Source organism: Actinoplanes sp. NPDC049802, assembly GCF_040656595.1.
In the GTDB taxonomy this organism is placed as follows: Bacteria; Actinomycetota; Actinomycetes; order Mycobacteriales; family Micromonosporaceae; genus Actinoplanes.
In genome coordinates this window covers 47,314-65,131 of sequence record NZ_JBFAMR010000011.1, presented here as the reverse complement: position 1 = coordinate 65,131, position 17,818 = coordinate 47,314, and the positions used below count along the sequence as shown (strand labels likewise).

The window sequence follows — 17,818 nt, the reverse complement described above, 5'->3', positions numbered from 1 at the left end:
CGGGGACAAAGATGGACACCGAGACCGATCTCGCCGACGAGGATCTGCTCGAGAACAGCGACTACGTCACCTTCGACATGGCGGGGGAGCGGTACGCCTTCCCGATGCGCCGGGTCCAGGAGATCATCCGGATGCCCGCCGTGGTGAAGGTTCCGCTCGGGCCGCCCTCCCTGGAGGGCCTGGCCAACCTGCGCGGCCGGGTGCTGCCGGTGGTCAGCCTGCGGCGCTGCTGCGCCATGGACCAGACCGGCCACGACGAGACGACCCGGGTGATCGTGGTGGACGGGGGAGTGCCCCTCGGCTTCGTGGTCGACCGGGTGTCCAGCGTGATCAGCATCGACCCGCAGCAGGTGGAGCCGGCCGAGTCGGTGCAGTCCACGGTTCGCTCCGACGTGCTGGTCGGGGTGATCAAGTCGGGCGACGGCGACATGACCACGGTGCTGGACGTGGACCGTCTGATCGGAAGCCAGTTCTCCCGGCTGACGGAGAAACGGGCCGGGCGGGACACCTCGGCGATGACCCGGGTGTCCGCGGAGACCGACGGCGACGCCGACTCCGACGACACCCTGGAGCTGGTCAGCTTCGCGGTGGAGGGCCAGGAGTACGCGCTCCCGATCGATCAGGTGCAGGAGATCGTCCAGGCCCCGGAGTCGGTGAGTCACGTGCCGAATGCCGGCAGCCGGGTGCTCGGCGTCATCGACCTGCGCGGCCGGCTGTTGCCGGTGGTGAGCATGCGCCGGGTCTTCGGGCTGCCGGTGACCCCGCTGGAGCCGCAGAACCGGATCGTGGTGGTCTCCATCGACGAGGGTGTGGTCGGCGTGGTGATGGACACCGTGCGCGAGGTGCTGCGGGTGCCGCACCAGTTGGTCGCCCCGCTGCCGAGCGTGGTCACCGGGGAGGGACGCAAGACCGAGGTGGAGTCGGTGTGCCGGCTGGAGGACGGCAAGCGCCTGGTTTCGGTGCTGAGCGTGAACCGGATGTTCGACTCGCCGGAGGTACGTGACGAGATCGCCGACTACCGGCGGGAGGACGAGCTGGAGATGAGCGACGAAGGCGCCGGGACGGCGGCCGACGACGGGCGCGGTGACGAGGAGCTCTTCGTGGTCTTCCACCTCGACGAAGAGGAGTACGCCGTCGACGTGGACGCGGTCCAGGAGATCATCCGGGTGCCGGAGGCGCTGATCCGGGTGCCCAAGTCGTTCGACTTCGTGGAGGGCCTGGTCAACCTGCGGGGGACGGTCCTGCCGGTGGTGGACCTGCGGACCCGGCTCGGGCTGGGGCGTGGCGAACGGGACGAGCGGCAGCGGATCGTCGTGCTGATCATCGGCGGTGCGCGGACCGGGTTCATCGTGGATTCGGTGGCCGAGGTGGCCCGGGTCGGGCGCAACGTGCTGGAGCCGGCGCCGGAGCTGTCGGCGGAGCAGGCCCGGGTGGTGTCCCGGGTGGCGAACCTGCCGGACCAGCAGCGGATGCTGCTGCTCGTCCAGGTGGACCAGCTGCTCGCCGCGGACCAGGCCGATCAGGCCGCGGAGCTCTGTGAGGCCGTCATCGACGAGGCGCTCGCCGGCGTCTGATCGGAGTAGACCGATGCCCGCCACCTCGGTTCTGGTAGTGGACGATTCGGCGCTGATGCGCCGCGCGCTGAAAGGGATCCTGACCGACGCCGGTGATTTCGAGGTGCACACCGCCCGCAACGGCGTGGACGCGCTGGAGCAGCTGAACCGGCTCCAGCCGGACGTGGTGACCCTCGACATCAACATGCCGGAGATGGACGGCCTCACCTGCCTCACCAAGATCATGCAGGAGCGGCCCACGCCGGTCGTGATGGTGTCCTCGCTGACCGAGCACAACGCGCTGGTGACCCTGGAGGCGCTGGAACTCGGCGCGGTGGACTACGTGCCGAAACCGGGCGGCACCGTGTCGCTCAACATCGAGGAGGTCGCGGCCGACCTGGTCAGCAAGGTCCGCGGCGCCTCCGCGGCCCGGCTCAAGCGAGCCAGCGGGCTGACGTCCCGGATCCGCGCACAGTCCCAGCGTGCCGCCGCGCCACCGCGCCGGAAGCCCGGAGCGGTCGGCACGGTCGACCTGGTGCTGATCGGCTCGTCGACCGGCGGCCCGGCGCTGCTCTCCGACCTGCTGCCCCAGTTGCCCGGCTCGTTCGGCGCGCCGGTGGTGGTGGCGCAGCACATCCCGGCGTCGTTCACCGGCGCGCTGGCCCGGCGCCTCGACGAGATCTGTCCCCTGCGGGTGCTCGAGGTGGACCGGATCATGACGATGCGGCGGGGGAACATCTACATCGGCCGGGGCAACGCGGATGTGGTGGTGTCACGGCGTACCGACGGGCTGATCGTGAAGAGCGTGCCGGCCGCCGCCGAATACCGCTGGCATCCGAGTGTGGACCGGCTGGTGGCCTCGGCCCGCCGCTACATCGACCCACAGCGGCTGGTGTGCGCCCTGCTCACCGGTATGGGTGACGACGGCGCCACCGAGATGACCGCGGTCAAGGAGGGGGGTGGCCGGACCATCGCCGAGGCCGAGGAGACGGCCGTGGTCTGGGGGATGCCGGGTGAGCTCGCCCGGCGCGGCGGGGCCACCGTGGTGCTGCCCGCGGACGAGATCGCCGGACTGCTGGCCGACTGGGTCCGCTGAGCCGTCGTCGAAGAAGAGGTGAGCACGATGGGACTCGTTCGTAAGCAGGCCCCCCAGCAGCCCGAGGAAGCGCTGCCGGTGAAGCCGTCGCCCGAGACGTTGCTGACCCGGTTGCACGACCATGACGCGGACTGCCGGCGGGAGGCGGCGCTCGGCCTGGTCGGTGTCGCCGAAGCGATCCCGGCACTGCTCGCGCGGGTCGGCACGGAGGAGGATCCACGGGTCCTGGAGTCGATCCTGATCACTCTCGCGGCGCACGACAGCGAGGACGTCGCGGGCGGGCTCGCGGTCCATCTGGCCAGCGACGAGGCGGGCCTGCGCACGGCGGTGGCGGCCGCCCTGGCCACCATGCCCCGGTCGGTCCCGTCCGTGCTGCCGAGCCTGCTCGCCGCCCCTGACCACGACGTACGCGTGATGACCGCGATGATTCTGGCCGATCTGCCGCATCCGGACGCGCATGCCTGGCTGGCCCGGATGATCTCCGAGGACCCGCACCCGAACGTGGTGACCGGGGCGATCGACGCGCTGCTGCCGTCCGCCACCGAGGACGACGTGCAATTGCTGCGGGACGCGGTGGAGCGTTTCCCGGACGACCCGTTCCTGCGGTTCACCGTCAACGCGGCACTGCCCCGCCTGACCGGAGGGTCGTGATGACGAGCCCACCCGCCACGGGCCTGTCCGACGCCGACTTCACACGCTTCTGCGAGTACTTCTACAAGCGCACCGGCATCCACTTCACCCCCGGGAAGCGGTACTTCGTCGACAAGCGGGTCGACACCTGCATCCGCAACTCCGGCTACGACACGTTCGCCAGCTGGTTCGCCGCCCTGCGGATGGCCGACAAGGGCGAGATGCTGCAGGACCTGATCAATCAGCTCACCGTCAACGAGACGTACTTCCTGCGTGAGGACTACCAGTTCGACGCGATGCTCAGCAACGTCCTGCCGGCCGTGCTGAAGGCCCGGGGTGGGCTGGGCCGGATCGTCGGGCCGGTCAAGATCCTCTCGCTGCCCTGTTCGACCGGCGAGGAGCCGTACTCGATCGCGCTGCGCATGCTCGAGGAGTGGGAGCACATCGAGCAGGTGGACGTGGAGATCCACGGCGCCGACATCGACAGCGACGTGCTGGCCAAGGCAGCGCACGCCAGCTACGGCGAACGATCCCTGCAACGGGTCCCCAAGGCGTGGGTTAACAAGTACTTCGTAGACGTGGGCGCCGGCCGTTATCAGGTCGACGAGGGCATCCGCAGCGCCGTGACGCTGCACCGGGTGAACGTCTGCGACACCGCGGCGATGCGGGCGTTCCGGGACTTCGACGTCGTCTTCTGCCGCAACGTGCTGATCTACTTCGACGAGCTGTCCAGCCGCCGGGCCGCGGAGAACCTGTACAGCTCGCTCAGACCCGGCGGCTACCTCTTCCTCGGCCACTCCGAGTCGATGAGCCGGATCTCCCCGATCTTCACCCCTTCCCGCCTGCCGGAGGGCATCGTCTACCAGCGACCGACCGGAGCCAAGTGATGACCTCGGATACCGCGACCAGAGCCCGGGTGCTCGTCGTCGACGACGCCGCCACGGTGCGGCTCTACCACACCAGCCTGCTCAGCGATGCCGGGTTCGAGGTGGAGGAGGCGGTGAACGGGCTGGAGGCCGTCGAGGCGGCCCTCAGCACCGAGTTCGACCTGTTCATCGTCGACGTGAACATGCCGAAGATGGACGGCTACACCTGCGTCGAGACGCTGCGGTCGGAGACGGTCGGCTCCGCCGCCCCGGTCGTGATGATCAGCACCGAGGACCGGCCCGGCGACGCCGACCGGGCGTACCAGGCCGGGGCGAACCTCTACCTGGTCAAACCGGCGACCGGCGACCGGCTGGTACGCCTCGCCAGAATGCTGACCGCGGCGGAGGTGGCGACATGAACCCGTTGCTTGCGCAGTTCCTCGCCGAGGCCAACGACCTGCTCGCCCAGGTGGACGACGGACTCCTCCAACTGGAACGTGTCCCGGGCGACCCGGAGCTGGTCAACGAGGTGTTCCGGGCCGCGCACACCTTCAAGGGTTCGTCCGGCCTGTTCGACTTTCCGGACCTGACGCGGCTCACGCACGCCGCCGAGGACCTGCTGGACGCGGTCCGGGCCGGCCGGCTGGCCCTCGACTCGGGCATGACCGACGACCTGCTCGCCGCTTTCGACCTGATCCGCGGCTGGCTGGCGTACGTCACCACGCACGAGCGGCTCCCGGGGAGCGCCGGCAACGACGCGGCCGGGCTGATCACCCGGTTGCGTTCCCCGCTCGGCGGCGAGGAGGTGACCGCGACCCGGACGGCCGGGGTCCCGTTGCCGGTGATCGGCGCCGCGCCGGACTGGCTGGCCTGGTTCGACGCCGAATGGCTCACCGCGACCGCCGCTTGGCTGGAGACGACGTCGTCGACGTTGCGTTTCGTCCGGTACACGCCGGACTCGGACTGCTTCTTCCGGGCCGAGGATCCGTTGCATCTGGTCCGCCAGGTGCCCGCCCTGGAACGGCTCGGCGTGGTGCAGCCGGAGGCTTGGCCCGGCCCGGAGGAGTACGACGAATACACCTGCCTGCTCTCCTTCGTGCTGGCCACCCGGGCCGCCACCGGCGAGCTGGAGTACCTGTTCCGTTACGTCGCCGACCAGATCGAGATCATCGAGCTGGACTCCGGCGCGATCACCCGGCACCTCAGCGGCGAGCCGCCGCTGAAGACCGAGGAGGCGATGACCGTCGCGGTCACCCCGATGATCGACTCCGACCTGGCCGCCGACGCCCGTGCCCTGCTGCACGCCGCCCACCGCACTCTGACCATGGAGGGCCTGGCCGTCGAGGGCGCCCACCTGCGGTCGGTGGCGCACGCGGTCGTGTCGGCCGCGGGGGCGCTCGGCCTCCCGGCCGACCTGGGGTCGGCCGGGACGGACCGGCTGGTCGAGGAGATCGGCCGGCTCCTGGGCGAGGCGGCGCCGGCCCCGGTGATGGTTCCGGACCTCGCGGGCGCCGCGCCGCCGCCGACGGTGGCCCCGGCCGAGACGGCGGGCCGCGCCGACGATCCGGGCGGCCAGGTCGGCACCCGGGTGCTCAAGGTCGACCAGGAGAAGGTGGACCGGCTCATGGAGCTGGTCGGCGAACTGAACGTGGCCAAGAACGGGCTCACCTTCCTGGCCGACGCCGCCGAGGAGGAGTTCGGCAGCCGGGTGCTCAGCCGCCGGATCAAGGACCAGTACGCCGGTATGCACCGGATCGCCGAGGAGTTGCAGTCGGCGGTCATGGACGTCCGGATGCTGCCGCTGTCGGTGGCGTTCGGCCGGTTCCCGCGCCTGGTCCGGGATCTCAGCCGGCGGCTCGGCAAGACCATCGAGCTGGTCACCGAGGGTGAGGACACGATGGCCGACAAGGACGTCATCGAGGCCCTCGGCGACCCGCTGGTGCACCTGGTGCGCAACAGCCTGGACCACGGCATCGAGCCGTCCGCGGAGCGGCTGGCGGCCGGTAAACCGCCCACCGCCCGGCTCACCCTCGCCGCGGTGGCAGACGGTGACGCGGTCATCGTCGAGGTGTCCGACGACGGCCGGGGTGTCGACCCGGACCGGGTCAAGCGGAAGGCGTACGAGAAGGGTCTGATCTCGGAGGAGGAACTGGAGACGCTGAGCGATGGCGAAGCGGTCGACCTGGTGTTCCGCCCGGGTTTCTCGACCGTCGATCAGGTTTCGGATCTCTCCGGGCGGGGAGTCGGCATGGATGCCGTGCGGGCGAGCGTGGAGAAGCTCGGCGGCGCGGTGACCATGCGGTCGAAACTCGGTGAGGGCACCTCCACCCGGCTGCGGCTGCCGCTGTCCATGGCGGTCACCCAGGTGATGGTGGTCAGCGTGGCCGGGCAGCGTTTCGGCATCCCGGTGGATCTGGTGGTCGAGACGGTACGCGTCCCGGCCGGCGAGGTGAGCCGGGTGCTGCACCAGGACGTGGTGATGATGCGCGGCGAGGTGGTTCCGGTGATCGACCTGGCCCGCGCCCTGGACATGCCGTGGTCGCTGGACTCCGGCGCGGACCGGGCGATCCTGGTGGCCAGTGTGAGCGGCCAGCGGATCGGGCTGCTGGTCGAGCAGTTCCACCGGGAGGTCGACGTGATCCTGAAGCCGCTGGAGGGCCTGCTCGCCTACGCCGACGAGTTCTCCGGCACGGCGTTGCTCGGCGACGGTCTGGTCCTGCTGGTGCTCAACATGAAGGAGGTGCTCGGCCTTGCCGCTCGAGTTGCATGAGGAGACCGCCAACCTGGTCGGGGTGGTCACCGTCGACGAGGTCGAACAGTTGACCGGCTGGCTGCGCACGGCCCGGCGGCCGAAGGTGGCCCTGCGCCGTTGCAACCATCTGCACACCGGCGCACTCCAGGCCCTGCTGCTTTTCAAGCCGAGGATTAGCTCGGCACCGAACGACGCCTTCCTGGCGGCCCAGGTGCTGCCGTTGCTCACCGGGAGCACCGGTCCCGCCGGCCGACAGGGAAGCGAACCTCCATGACCACTGTGATGCTCGTCGACGACTCCGCCACGATGCTGATGAGCCTGAAGTCGATCCTCACCAAGGCGGGGTACACCGTCGAGACGGCAGGGCACGGCAAGGAGGCGCTCGACAAGCTGGGCAAGGGCGTCAAGCCCAACCTGATCATCAGCGACGTCAACATGCCGCAGATGGACGGAATCACGTTCGCCCGTGAGGCTCGCAAGGCCCCGGGTATGCGCTTCACCCCGATCCTCATGCTCACCACCGAGTCGGAGCAGAGCAAGCGCGCCGAGGCCAAGAGCGCCGGGGCCACCGGCTGGCTGGTCAAGCCGGTGGCCCCGGACCAGCTCCTCGGAGTGATCAAGCAGGTCCTGCCCGGGGCCTGATCGGTTCACCCGCGAAACGGAGGTATCGCATGCCCAGCCTGCTCCGGAAGCTCACGACGAACCCGAAGGGAGCGGAGGAACACCGTCCGGACTTGGAGGCCGTGGCCACCTCCCTCGACCCCGTCCCGGCCTACTGCGACGTGGTCGACGGCCACGTGCGGGACGTCATCGAGCTGACCGGAGAGGCTGCGCAGGCGATCGTCGAGCAGATGGTGAAGGTCGACTCGCTGGCGGAGGTGATGGCCGGTGACGTGGTCCAGCTCGCCGGCACCCTCAGCCGCACCGAGCTGGAGCTGGGTCAGGTCAGCTACAGCAACGACCAGCTGGTCAGCCGCCTGATCGCGTACTTCCTGCACCGGGACCACCAGATCCGGACCCTGGTCGACCAGATGCGCGAGCTCAACCAGCACGTCAAGGAGATCGAAGAGGTCAGCCGGGCCACCAACATCCTCGCCCTGAACGCGATGATCGAGGCGGTCCGGGCCGGGGACGCCGGCGAGGGCTTCTCGGTCGTCGCCGACGAGGTCCGCAAACTCGCCCACCGGTCCGCGGAGGCGGCGCACGGCATCGGCAGAAGCATCGGCGACCTGACCGCCAAGCTGGACGCCGTGCTCTCCGACGACAGCCAGTTCGACCGTAGCCAGGAATTGCCGCCGGCGACCGAGGAGACGGCCATGACCCGCCGTCTCAGCGGCATCGCCAACGCCCAGCGGGAGATGTCGGAGATGGTCGCCGGCATCCTCAAGGACACCGTCGGCGCCGCCGAGCAGGTGGAGCGCAGTTCGGCGGCGCTGACCGCGGTGACCACCGGCGCGGTCGGGCACGTGCAGTTCCAGGACATCAGCCGGCAGATGCTCGAACACGTGATGGACGCGGTGGCCGACGTCCGCCGGCAGGCCGAGGACGTCGCCGCCTACTCCCGCGGCGCCCTCACCGAGGAGGAGCTCGGGGAACGCCGCATCAGCGTGGAGGATCTGCGCTCCAAGCACGTCATGTCCCGGCAGCGGTCCACTCACGCCGAGCAGACCGGCGGGTCCGCGCAATCCGACGTCGAACCGCTCATCGAACTGTTCTGACCGTCCCGCCAGTGAGAGGTACCGCCCATGGCCCGCGCCGAGGATCACGGCAAGGAACGGCCCACCGAGAAGGACGCCGTGAAGGCTCTGGCGGACCTGATCGGCCCACAGATGGCCGAGGGCCTGTGGGCCCTGTCGGTCCAGTCGCTCGGCCTGCGCCGGCCGGTGACGACCTCGGCCGACCTGCGGCGCGTCGCCGAACACGTGATGGAGGTCGGTGAGCTCAGCCGGGTGGCCGGCCGGTCGCTCAAGGTACGGATCATCACCTATGAGGCGCTGGGCCGTGTCATCGAGGTGTGACCTGCCATCATGATGGCGTGACGTTCTCCCTGCCCGTGCCGGCCGAGGCCAACGACCTTCTCAACCGGGACCCGCTCGCTGTGACGCTCGGCATCGTCCTGGACCAGCAGATCACCCTGGAGAAGGCGTTCACCTCGCCGTGGGTGCTGGCACAGCGGCTCGGGCACGAGCCCACCGCCGCCGAGATCGCCGACTTCGACCCGGAGCGCCTGGTCGCGATCTTCGCCGAGCCACCGGCGCTGCACCGCTTCCCCAAGGCGATGGCGGCGCGGGCTCAGGAAGTGTGCCGGATCATCGCCGACGAGTACGACGGCGACCCCGCGAACCTGTGGCGGGACGCGAAGACCGGCGCCGAACTGTACCGGCGGATCCTGGCCCTGCCCGGATTCGGCAAGCAGAAGGCGCAGATCTTCGTTGCGCTGCTCGGCAAGCTCTACGACGTGCGGCCGGAGGGCTGGCGGGAGGCCGCCGGCGGGTATGGCGAGGAGGGCTCGTTCAAGTCGGTGGCCGACATCGTCGATGCGGGCTCGCTGGCCAAGGTGCGGGCGTACAAGAAGCAGGCCAAGGCCGACGCGAAAGCGGCGAAAGAGGCTTAGGTCCGGCCCTGCTGGGCGGGACGGCCCGTCCGGTGGGAGGATGACGGGGTCGATCGGAGACCTCGAGTGAAGAGACACGCGGAGCGCCCGGTGTTGATCACCGACGCCGCCACCAGCCAGGAGGACCAGCTCCACAGCCGGCAGATCCGTTACGTCAGCATGATGGCGGTGCGGACCGGATGCCTGGTTCTGGGCGCGATCCTGATCAGCGCCCGGCCGCCGTTGCTCCCGCTCTGGCTGATCCTGTGCGGCCTCGGCATGGTCCTCCTGCCCTGGATGGCGGTGCTGATCGCGAACGATCGGCCACCCAAGACCAAGGCCGAGCGTGCCGCCGACGCGGCCGCCCGGGAGGACACCCGGCGTGCCCTGACCCGGCCGGTCCCGGAGCCCGATCACATCACCATCGACGTCGAGGTGGTCGACGAGGCGCGAGGCCGCACCGGCTGATCTCCGCGACGCGCCGCCCGCTTCGATCTCGCCACCAACCCCTCAGCGGTACGCCGTGAGCGCGGCCCGGTCGCCGAAAGAGGCGGGCCGACCGGCAGGGTAGGCCCGGCACAGCCCCGCCCGCAGCCCGTCCCTGCCGGCCGTTCACCGGAGTGCCGGCCGTTCACCGGAGTGCCGGCCGTTCACCGGAGTGCCGGCCGTTCACCCGAGTGCCGGCCGGGCGCCGACGCCGGCCACCGCGGTCGCCCCCAGCGCGTTCCCCGCCCGTAGCGACGCCTCCGGCCCGGCACCGGAGCACCAGGCCGCGAGGAGTCCCGCCGCGAAGGCGTCGCCCGCACCGGTGGGGTCCTTCACCGGCGCCGCCTCGCCGGCCACCGTGAACACGCCCTCCGGTCCGTGCCAGAGCGCCCCGCCCGCGCCGCGCTTGACGACCACGTTGCGTACCTGCCCGGCGAGCCGTTCCGCCTGCTCGGCGGCGCTGCCCGGCCCGGCGAGCACCTCGGCCTCGTCGGAGTTGCACAGGAGCAGGTCGCTTCCCCGTACCCAAGCGAGGAAGACATCGGCCCCGACGTCGCGCAACGGGCCGGCCGAGGCCGCGTCGACGCTCACCGTGAGCCCTGCCCGGGCAGCGGCGGCGAGGGCCGCGAGTCCCGCCGGGCGCGACCCGCCGTGCAGCAGGGGGTAGCCGGAGAGGTGCAGGTGGCCGCAGGCCGGCACGGCGGCGACCGCCGCGGTGACGTGTTCCGGGTCGAGCAGCAGCGACGCGCCCCGGTCGGTGATCATGGTGCGCTCGGCGGCTCCGGTGAGCACCACCACACTGCCGGTGGCGACATCCGGATGGACACGCACGGCACAGGACACCCCGGCCGCCTCCAGTTCGGCCATCCGCTCCCGGCCGGCCCGGTCGGCGCCGACCGCCGCGACCAGGGTGACCGCCCGCCCGGCGTGGGCCAGCCAGGCGGCCGTGTTGGCGGCTTGGCCGCCCCCGGCGACCCGGATCGCCGCGTCCGTGTCAGAGCCGGCCCGGATGGGCCCGTGATGCTCGACCAGGACGTCGGTGACCAGGTCGCCGACGACGATGATCATGGTCACGCCGGGACGGCGAATCCGACCGGCGCGGCCGACCCGCTGGTGGCCGCCACCGCGATCCGCGCGGCGAGCGCGGCGTTGCGCAGGATGATCTGGACGTTGACCGCCAGGCTCTTTCCCTCGGTGCTGGAGTGGAAGTGGCCCAGCAGGAACGGCGTGACCGCCTTGCCGGTGATGTTCTGCTCGGCCAGCAGGTTCAGGCCGGTCGCCAGCGTGCGGTCGTGCAGCGCCGGGTCCAGCTGCTCCTCGGCGGGCAGCGGGTTGGCCAGCACCAGGGCGCCCTCGGTGACGCCCTGCCCGTCCCGGGCCCGGATGAAGTCGGCCACCTGCTCCGGCGAGTCGAGCTGCCAGTCGAGGTCGAAGCCGCCGTCGGTGATGAAGAAACCGGGGAACCGCCGGGTCTGGAACCCGGCCACCGACACGCCCAGCGTCTCCAGCCGCTCCAGGGTGGCGCCCACGTCGAGGATCGACTTCACCCCGGCACAGACCACCACGATCGGGGTACGGGCGAGCGCGGTGAGGTCGGCCGACTCGTCGTACGTGAGGTTCGCCTCCCGGTGCACCCCGCCGAGGCCGCCGGTGGCGAACACGCCGATGCCGGCGGCCGCGGCGATCGCGCTGGTGGCAGCCACGGTGGTCGCCCCGTCGGCGCGCCGGGCGGCCGCGATGGCCAGGTCGCGCACCGACAGCTTGGCCACCGAGTCCGCTGACGCGAGCCGCTCGACCTGGGCGTCCTCCAGCCCGACGATCACCTCGCCGTCGATCATGCCGATCGTGGCCGGGACCGCGCCGTTGTCCTCGACAGCCTGTTCGATCTCCCGGGCCACCCGGATGTTGTCGGGGTGCGGTAGGCCGTGCGAGATGATGGTGCTCTCCAGTGCCACCACCGGCCGGCCGTCCCGGCGGGCACGGGTCACGTGCGCGCCGTATCGAATCGCGAAGTCAGTTGTCACGCTGGTAACCGTACGGGCCGGGCCCCCTGCGTTGTCGTTGGACCGACCAGGCGTGAGGTGTCAGACTTGGCGGCTGAGGCTTCGCTGATTTCTTGAAGGGCAGATAACCGTGAGCACCCAGATCCTGGAGCGTCCGGAGACCCGTGACGCCGACACCGGGCCGGAGATGTTCCACTACGTCCGCAAGGAGAAGATCGCCGAGAGCGCGGTCATGGGCACCTACGTGGTCGCCCTCTGTGGAGAGACCTTCCCGGTGACCAAGGTGCCGAAGCCCGGGTCGCCGGTCTGCCCGCAGTGCAAGGAGATCTACGAAGCCATGAAGGCCTGATCGGGGCGTGACGGGCGGATATGCGCTGCTCGTCGCGGATCTGATCGGTGTGGCGGTGTTCGCCGCCTCGGGCGCTTCGGCCGGTGTCGCGAAACGGCTCGACCTGTTCGGTGTCGCGTTCGTCGGCTTCGCGGCCGCGCTCGGTGGTGGCATTCTGCGTGACCTGGTGATCGGCGCGGCGCCCCCGCTGGCGTTCGCCGACTGGCGTTACGCGGTGACCGCGGTGGCCGCCTCGGTCGCCGTCTTCTGGCTGCACCCGGCGTTGTACCGGATGCGGCGTGCCGTGCTGGTGCTGGACGCCGCCGGGCTGGGCCTGTTCACCGTGACCGGCACGCTCAAGGCGCTCGACGCCGGTGTGCCGGAGGTCGGCGCCTGCCTCGTGGGGATGCTCACAGCGATCGGCGGCGGGCTGACCCGCGACCTGCTCACCGGGGAGATCCCGGCGGTTCTGCAACGGGAGATCTACGCGGTGGTCGCGCTCGGCGGCGCCGTGCTGGTGGCCGTCCTGCACCGGCTCCAGTTCACCGGCCTGCTTCCGCTGGCAGGCTCCGCGGCCCTCATGACGACGGTCCGGCTGATCGCCCTCTACCGTCGCTGGTCGGCGCCGGTGGCGGTGCCGTAGACCCGTTCCGCAACTTTCCACCGTTATGCTGAAGCCCGCCTCCGCGCCTTGAACCGCGGAGGTTTTTCCATGGAGAAGGGATCAACGGAGCTTGAGTCCGCCTGTGCCCAACCTGGAGACCTTCCCGCCGTTGCGGGACTGGCAGCGTAAGGCGATGGTGACGTACCTGCGCCGCCGTTCCGCGGACTTCATGGCGGTGGCGACGCCCGGCGCCGGCAAGACCACCTTCGCGTTGCGGATCGCGGCCGAGATGCTCGTCGACGGCACCTGTGACGCGGTCACCGTGGTCTGCCCGACCGAGCACCTCAAGACGCAGTGGGCGCAGGCGGCCGCCCGGGTCGGCATTCAGCTCGACCCGGCGTTCCGCAACTCGGACGTGCACTCCTCGCGGGACTTCCACGGGGCGGTCCTCACCTACGCCCAGGTCGGCATGGCCCCGGCCGTGCACAAGCGGCGCACCCTGACCCGCCGTACGTTCGTGATCCTGGACGAGATCCACCACGCCGGTGACTCGCGAACCTGGGGCGACGGGGTCAAGGACGCCTTCGAGCCGGCTGAGCGCCGCCTGCTGCTGACCGGCACCCCGTTCCGGTCCGACGAGAACCCGATCCCGTTCGTGACCTACGAGCGCGGCCAGGACGGCATCCAGCGCTCGCACGCCGACTCGGTGTACGGCTACGCCGACGCGCTCAAGGACCGGGTCGTCCGGCCGGTGCTGTTCATGGCGTACTCGGGGGAGACCCGCTGGCGTACCAACGCCGGTGACGAACTGGCCGCCCGGCTGGGCGAGCCGATGACCAAGGATCTGATCGCGCAGGCCTGGCGGACCGCCCTGGACCACCGGGGTGACTGGATGCCGCAGGTGATGCGGGCCGCCGACGCCCGGCTCACCAAGATCCGGGAGCACGGCATGCCGGACGCGGGCGGCCTGGTCATCGCGAGCGACCAGCAGGCCGCCCGGGCGTACGCGAAGCTGCTGCACGACCTGACGGGCGAGGCGGCCACCGTGGTGCTCTCCGACGACGAGGGCGCCTCCGGCCGGATCGCCGAGTTCGCCGCGTCGGGCAAGCGCTGGATGGTCGCGGTCCGGATGGTGTCCGAGGGCGTCGACATCCCCCGTCTGGCCGTCGGTGTCTACGCCACCAGCGCCTCCACCCCGCTGTATTTCGCGCAGGCGATCGGCCGGTTCGTGCGGGCCCGGCGGGAGGGCGAGACCGCCACGGTGTTCCTGCCCAGCGTTCCGCACCTGCTGGGGCTGGCCAGTGAGATGGAGGCACAGCGCAACCACGTGCTGGGCGCCCCGAAGGAGAAGGACGGCCTCGACGACGACGTCCTGGAGCGGGCGCAGAAGGCCGAGGACGCTCTCGGCGACATGGACAAGATGTTCGAGGCGTTGTCCGCCACCGCGGAGCTGGACCAGGTCATCTACGACGGCACGTCGTTCGGCATGGCGGCCCGGACCGGTACGCCCGAGGAGGCGGACTACCTGGGGCTGCCCGGCCTGCTCACGCCGGACCAGGTGACCACCCTGCTGAACAAGCGGCAGCAGGAGCAGATGGTGGCCGCGTCGAGGCGGCAGGCGGAGGAGGCGAGGAACCAGGAGCCCGCGGTCCGCGAGCCGGTGGTGCCGATGAGTGCCGGCGAGCGCCGCAACAGCCTGCGCCGTCAGCTGAACACTCTGGTGGCGGCCCATCACCACCGGACCAACCTGCCGCACGGGAAGATCCACGCCGAGCTTCGCCGGATCTGCGGCGGGCCGCCCAGCGCGCAGGCCACGATAGAGCAGTTGGAGGAGCGGATCGCGACGATCCAAACGTTCTGATGTTAAGTGGACTTGACGTCAAGTCCACTTAACATCATCATAGAGGCATGACTGCGACGCTGATGGATCGATTCGTCCGCTGGAACCTCGACTTCGACGGTGACCTGTATGGCCGTGACGAGCGTGAGCGCCTGCGCTGGTACGAGGCGACCACCACCGCGTTCCAGCTCCAGGCGATCATCGTCCCGTGGGCGGCCACCGCGCTGGTCTGGACCGTCGGGGAGCCTGCCGCCTGGCCGCTGCTCATCCTGCTCGCCGTCTTCCTGGTCCCGATCGCCTTCTGCTCGGCCTACGTGCAGAGCCGCCGGGTCGACACGACGCCCCGGGTGTGGAGCCGCAAGCGCCTGGTCATCTCGACGCTGCTGGGGGCGCCCTACGTGGTCTTCGGGATCGGTTTCCTCTACCACGTCTACCCGGAGTCGGACGTGTGGCGTTCGGCCCTCATCGGCTCGCTCATCGGCCTTGCGGCCGGTGTGGTGATCCAGGGCGTGCAGACCTACCGCATCCGCCGCCGGGACGCGCTCCTCGTCGGGGACGAGGACTGATGGCCCCGGTGCGGGCCGCCGAGTCCGGAGGCACCACCGGCGCCCGGATCCGTGAGGCCCGCAAAGCGGCCGGGCTGACCCAGCAGACCATGGCCGCCGAGATACAGGTGAGCCGGCAGACCGTCATCGCCATGGAGACCGGCGACTACGCCCCCTCCGTCTACCTGGCCATCAAAGTCGCCCGAGCGCTCGGCGTGACCGTCGAGGACCTGTGGGGCCGGTGAGGCTTGTACGGCAGAGAGGGCGCTCCCTGCAGGGGGAGCGCCCTCTCTTCGTCACACGTATCGGTTAGGGGACCGCTGCTAGTTGCTGGAGTTCGACATCCTGTCCGCGCCGCGCCAGGTGAATTCCGGATCGGCGGTGTACTGCACCGCGATCTTCACCAGGTCTTCGGCGTACCGGTTGGCGTGGTGGCCGCAGAACACCAGCTCTCCACCACCCGCCAGACCCAAACGGAGCTTCCCGGCTGCATTGCAGCGGTCGCACCGTTCATCGGCTGCGGGGCCGGCCAGACTTCCGGCCGGCGGCGTGAGGGTCGGGGTCATCGCCTTCCTCCTCTGTTCGTCACCGATGAACATGTTCCTCGGCTACTGCTCACACATCGTGCAACACCCTGCACCGTTGCTGCCTTCCCAAAGTGCCCCGGGGGGACCGAGGTCACACGTTGGTCGGGCTAGTGTGCCGTGATCCAAGGGTGCCACGTCAACGATCACTTCTGCACAACGGTCTGATCACCACCCGTTGATGTACGGGTGGTGACCAATCAGACACGCAAAGTTGACCAAAGGTCCTAGTCGAGGTAGTCGCGCAGAACCTGCGACCGGGACGGATGGCGCAACTTCGACATGGTCTTCGACTCGATCTGCCGGATCCGCTCCCGGGTCACCCCGTAGACCTGGCCGATCTCGTCCAACGTGCGCGGCTGGCCGTCGGTCAGGCCGAAGCGCAGCCGGACCACGCCCGCCTCCCGCTCGGAGAGCGTCTGCAGCACCTGCTGGAGCTGGTCCTGCAGCAGCGAGAAGGAGACCGCGTCGACCGCGACGACCGCCTCCGAGTCCTCGATGAAGTCACCGAGCTGGCTGTCGCCCTCGTCACCGATCGTCTGGTCCAGCGAGATGGGCTCACGCGCGTACTGCTGGATCTCCAGCACCTTCTCCGGCGTGATGTCCATCTCCTTGGCCAGCTCCTCCGGGGTGGGCTCGCGGCCCAGGTCCTGGAGCAGCTCGCGCTGGATCCGGCCGAGTTTGTTGATCACCTCGACCATGTGCACCGGGATGCGGATGGTGCGGGCCTGGTCGGCCATGGCGCGGGTGATGGCCTGCCGGATCCACCAGGTGGCGTACGTGGAGAACTTGTAGCCCTTGGTGTAGTCGAACTTCTCGACGGCGCGGATCAGGCCGAGGTTGCCCTCCTGGATCAGGTCGAGGAACGCCATGCCCCGGCCCGTGTACCGCTTCGCGAGCGACACGACGAGCCGCAGGTTGGCCTCGAGCAGGTGGTTCTTCGCCCGCTCGCCGTCCCGGTTGATCCACTTGAGGTCACGCTCGAAGTTGCGCTCGAGCGCCTCCTCGCCCTCCTCGGCGGCCCGCAGGCGCTCGGCGGCGTAGAGGCCCGCCTCGATCCGCTTGGCGAGCTCCACCTCCTGCTCCGCGTTCAGCAGCGGAACCTTGCCGATCTGCTTGAGGTAGGCGCGGACCGAGTCGGCCGAGGCGGTCAGCTCCGCGTCACGGCGGGCCTGCTTGAGGGCCTCGGACTCCTCGTCGTCCCACTCGAAGTCGCCGTCGGTGGCCGAACTGGCGGCGTCGGTGGCGGCCGCGGCGACCATGGCGGGCGGCTCCTCGACCACCACGTCCTCGATCTCGGCGGCGAGCTCCTCGGGGTCGATCTCCTCGCCCTCGGGGCCCTCCTCGCCGGGCTTGGCGGCCTTGGCCGGGGTGGCCTTGGCGGCTGTGGCCTTGCGGGCCGGAGTGGCCTTGGCGGCCGCGGCGGTGGCCTTGCGGACCGGAGCGGCCTTCTTCGCGGCTGCCGGGACGTCGCCCTCGGCTGCCGGCGCGGCCTGCTTCGGCGCGGGCGCCGTCTTCTTCACCGGCGCGGTCTTGGCGGTGGTGGCCCGCGACGCCGGGGTGGTGGCGCGAGCCGCCGCCACCTTCGGCCGGCGGGTGCTGGCCGAGCCGTCGACCACGACGGTGATGCCGGCGTCCACCAGCGCCCGCAGGATCTTCTTGGCCTGCGCCGGGTTGACCGCGGCGGACTCGAGCGTGTGCGCGACCTGTGCCGAGGTGAGTTGCCCGCCAGCACCCTGAGCATGGGTGATCAAGGCCTCGGTGAGAGAGCGAACGTCGGCACCGTTCTGGTGGGCTTCTGTCACGAATGACCTTCCGGAGGCGATGAGATTGGGCACGGCCATGGTCCAGCGCAGCACGCGGGGGCGAGTGTCGCCGGAGTCGGTTTGGGGACCCCCGGGTCACGGACCGTCCTGGTGGTCGGTGTCCGCGAAGCGG

General features: G+C 70.4%; 21 protein-coding genes. 17 read left to right on the top strand and 4 right to left on the bottom strand.

The annotated features are described in order from the left end of the window. Nucleotides 1-11: 11 nt before the first annotated feature. From AB0I88_RS10955 to AB0I88_RS10900, 12 genes are all read left to right on the top strand, one after another. Complete coding sequence (locus AB0I88_RS10955; RefSeq protein WP_361021123.1) at nucleotides 12-1,574, top strand: chemotaxis protein CheW; 1,563 nt, start codon at nucleotides 12-14, stop codon at nucleotides 1,572-1,574. A 13-nt stretch (nucleotides 1,575-1,587) separates the two neighbouring features. After that, nucleotides 1,588-2,649, top strand: a complete 1,062-nt coding sequence (gene cheB / locus AB0I88_RS10950) for a chemotaxis-specific protein-glutamate methyltransferase CheB (RefSeq protein ID WP_361021121.1) — start codon at nucleotides 1,588-1,590, stop codon at nucleotides 2,647-2,649. A 27-nt stretch (nucleotides 2,650-2,676) separates the two neighbouring features. After that, entirely contained in the window at nucleotides 2,677-3,300 is a 624-nt protein-coding gene (locus AB0I88_RS10945; protein ID WP_361021119.1) for a HEAT repeat domain-containing protein, read from the top strand. Next, nucleotides 3,300-4,166, top strand: coding sequence for a protein-glutamate O-methyltransferase CheR (locus AB0I88_RS10940; RefSeq protein WP_361021117.1), 867 nt, complete (start codon nucleotides 3,300-3,302; stop codon nucleotides 4,164-4,166). Before AB0I88_RS10945 ends, AB0I88_RS10940 begins: the two co-directional genes overlap by 1 nt. Next, the gene (locus AB0I88_RS10935; protein ID WP_361021115.1) at nucleotides 4,166-4,564 is read left to right on the top strand and encodes a response regulator; all 399 of its coding nucleotides are present in this window, start codon (nucleotides 4,166-4,168) and stop codon (nucleotides 4,562-4,564) included. The genes AB0I88_RS10940 and AB0I88_RS10935 overlap by 1 nt, the downstream gene beginning before the upstream one ends. Then, the gene (locus AB0I88_RS10930) at nucleotides 4,561-6,915 is read left to right on the top strand and encodes a chemotaxis protein CheA (protein WP_361021113.1); all 2,355 of its coding nucleotides are present in this window, start codon (nucleotides 4,561-4,563) and stop codon (nucleotides 6,913-6,915) included. The genes AB0I88_RS10935 and AB0I88_RS10930 overlap by 4 nt, the downstream gene beginning before the upstream one ends. Then, nucleotides 6,896-7,171, top strand: a complete 276-nt coding sequence (locus tag AB0I88_RS10925) for a hypothetical protein (RefSeq protein ID WP_361021111.1) — start codon at nucleotides 6,896-6,898, stop codon at nucleotides 7,169-7,171. The genes AB0I88_RS10930 and AB0I88_RS10925 overlap by 20 nt, the downstream gene beginning before the upstream one ends. After that, nucleotides 7,168-7,539 carry a response regulator gene (locus tag AB0I88_RS10920; protein ID WP_361021109.1) on the top strand — a complete coding sequence of 124 codons (372 nt, stop codon included), beginning with the start codon at nucleotides 7,168-7,170 and terminating at the stop codon, nucleotides 7,537-7,539. Before AB0I88_RS10925 ends, AB0I88_RS10920 begins: the two co-directional genes overlap by 4 nt. 29 nt (nucleotides 7,540-7,568) lie before the next feature. Beyond that, nucleotides 7,569-8,615 carry a methyl-accepting chemotaxis protein gene (locus AB0I88_RS10915; protein ID WP_361021107.1) on the top strand — a complete coding sequence of 349 codons (1,047 nt, stop codon included), beginning with the start codon at nucleotides 7,569-7,571 and terminating at the stop codon, nucleotides 8,613-8,615. A 27-nt stretch (nucleotides 8,616-8,642) separates the two neighbouring features. Then, on the top strand, nucleotides 8,643-8,915 hold the full coding sequence (locus AB0I88_RS10910; RefSeq protein ID WP_361021105.1) for a hypothetical protein: 273 nt from the start codon (nucleotides 8,643-8,645) through the stop codon (nucleotides 8,913-8,915). 17 nt (nucleotides 8,916-8,932) lie between these two features. After that, a complete protein-coding gene (locus AB0I88_RS10905; RefSeq protein ID WP_361021103.1) occupies nucleotides 8,933-9,511 on the top strand; it encodes an HhH-GPD-type base excision DNA repair protein in 579 nt (192 codons plus the stop codon). Nucleotides 9,512-9,577: 66 nt separating this feature from the next. Beyond that, entirely contained in the window at nucleotides 9,578-9,958 is a 381-nt protein-coding gene (locus AB0I88_RS10900; RefSeq protein ID WP_361021101.1) for a DUF3099 domain-containing protein, read from the top strand. A gap of 201 nt (nucleotides 9,959-10,159) precedes the next feature. On the opposite strand, the gene AB0I88_RS10895 is transcribed toward AB0I88_RS10900, so the two are convergent. Both AB0I88_RS10895 and AB0I88_RS10890 read right to left on the bottom strand, forming a co-directional pair. Next, nucleotides 10,160-11,044 carry a PfkB family carbohydrate kinase gene (locus tag AB0I88_RS10895; RefSeq protein ID WP_361021288.1) on the bottom strand — a complete coding sequence of 295 codons (885 nt, stop codon included), beginning with the start codon at nucleotides 11,042-11,044 and terminating at the stop codon, nucleotides 10,160-10,162. A gap of 2 nt (nucleotides 11,045-11,046) precedes the next feature. Further along, nucleotides 11,047-12,000, bottom strand: coding sequence for a pseudouridine-5'-phosphate glycosidase (locus AB0I88_RS10890; RefSeq protein WP_361021099.1), 954 nt, complete (start codon nucleotides 11,998-12,000; stop codon nucleotides 11,047-11,049). 103 nt (nucleotides 12,001-12,103) lie between these two features. On the opposite strand from AB0I88_RS10890, the gene AB0I88_RS10885 reads away from it, so the two are divergent. From AB0I88_RS10885 to AB0I88_RS10865, 5 genes are all read left to right on the top strand, one after another. Then, nucleotides 12,104-12,328: a DUF3039 domain-containing protein gene (locus AB0I88_RS10885; RefSeq protein WP_361021286.1), complete on the top strand. Its 225-nt coding sequence runs from the start codon at nucleotides 12,104-12,106 to the stop codon at nucleotides 12,326-12,328. A 7-nt stretch (nucleotides 12,329-12,335) separates the two neighbouring features. After that, nucleotides 12,336-12,950, top strand: a complete 615-nt coding sequence (locus AB0I88_RS10880) for a TRIC cation channel family protein (RefSeq protein ID WP_361021097.1) — start codon at nucleotides 12,336-12,338, stop codon at nucleotides 12,948-12,950. Nucleotides 12,951-13,041: 91 nt separating this feature from the next. Continuing rightward, nucleotides 13,042-14,772 (top strand): DEAD/DEAH box helicase, encoded by a 1,731-nt coding sequence (locus tag AB0I88_RS10875; protein ID WP_361021095.1) that lies wholly within the window; start codon nucleotides 13,042-13,044, stop codon nucleotides 14,770-14,772. A 47-nt stretch (nucleotides 14,773-14,819) separates the two neighbouring features. After that, on the top strand, nucleotides 14,820-15,317 hold the full coding sequence (locus tag AB0I88_RS10870) for a hypothetical protein (protein WP_361021093.1): 498 nt from the start codon (nucleotides 14,820-14,822) through the stop codon (nucleotides 15,315-15,317). Continuing rightward, a complete protein-coding gene (locus AB0I88_RS10865; RefSeq protein WP_361021091.1) occupies nucleotides 15,317-15,541 on the top strand; it encodes a helix-turn-helix transcriptional regulator in 225 nt (74 codons plus the stop codon). The genes AB0I88_RS10870 and AB0I88_RS10865 overlap by 1 nt, the downstream gene beginning before the upstream one ends. Before the next feature lie 78 nt (nucleotides 15,542-15,619). Here the strand turns inward: AB0I88_RS10865 and AB0I88_RS10860 are convergent, their stop codons facing one another. Next, nucleotides 15,620-15,862 (bottom strand): hypothetical protein, encoded by a 243-nt coding sequence (locus AB0I88_RS10860; protein WP_361021284.1) that lies wholly within the window; start codon nucleotides 15,860-15,862, stop codon nucleotides 15,620-15,622. Nucleotides 15,863-16,107: 245 nt separating this feature from the next. Beyond that, nucleotides 16,108-17,685 (bottom strand): RNA polymerase sigma factor, encoded by a 1,578-nt coding sequence (locus AB0I88_RS10855; protein ID WP_361021089.1) that lies wholly within the window; start codon nucleotides 17,683-17,685, stop codon nucleotides 16,108-16,110. Between the last annotated feature and the right edge of the window lie 133 nt (nucleotides 17,686-17,818).

Coding starts and splice junctions, on each gene's coding strand:
- AB0I88_RS10955 (WP_361021123.1), top strand. CDS start 12: ATGGACACCGAGACCGATCTCGCCGACGAGGATCTGCTCGAGAACAGC.
- cheB (WP_361021121.1), top strand. CDS start 1,588: ATGCCCGCCACCTCGGTTCTGGTAGTGGACGATTCGGCGCTGATGCGC.
- AB0I88_RS10945 (WP_361021119.1), top strand. CDS start 2,677: ATGGGACTCGTTCGTAAGCAGGCCCCCCAGCAGCCCGAGGAAGCGCTG.
- AB0I88_RS10940 (WP_361021117.1), top strand. CDS start 3,300: ATGACGAGCCCACCCGCCACGGGCCTGTCCGACGCCGACTTCACACGC.
- AB0I88_RS10935 (WP_361021115.1), top strand. CDS start 4,166: ATGACCTCGGATACCGCGACCAGAGCCCGGGTGCTCGTCGTCGACGAC.
- AB0I88_RS10930 (WP_361021113.1), top strand. CDS start 4,561: ATGAACCCGTTGCTTGCGCAGTTCCTCGCCGAGGCCAACGACCTGCTC.
- AB0I88_RS10920 (WP_361021109.1), top strand. CDS start 7,168: ATGACCACTGTGATGCTCGTCGACGACTCCGCCACGATGCTGATGAGC.
- AB0I88_RS10915 (WP_361021107.1), top strand. CDS start 7,569: ATGCCCAGCCTGCTCCGGAAGCTCACGACGAACCCGAAGGGAGCGGAG.
- AB0I88_RS10910 (WP_361021105.1), top strand. CDS start 8,643: ATGGCCCGCGCCGAGGATCACGGCAAGGAACGGCCCACCGAGAAGGAC.
- AB0I88_RS10895 (WP_361021288.1), bottom strand. CDS start 11,044: ATGATCATCGTCGTCGGCGACCTGGTCACCGACGTCCTGGTCGAGCAT.
- AB0I88_RS10870 (WP_361021093.1), top strand. CDS start 14,820: ATGACTGCGACGCTGATGGATCGATTCGTCCGCTGGAACCTCGACTTC.
- AB0I88_RS10865 (WP_361021091.1), top strand. CDS start 15,317: ATGGCCCCGGTGCGGGCCGCCGAGTCCGGAGGCACCACCGGCGCCCGG.
- AB0I88_RS10860 (WP_361021284.1), bottom strand. CDS start 15,862: ATGACCCCGACCCTCACGCCGCCGGCCGGAAGTCTGGCCGGCCCCGCA.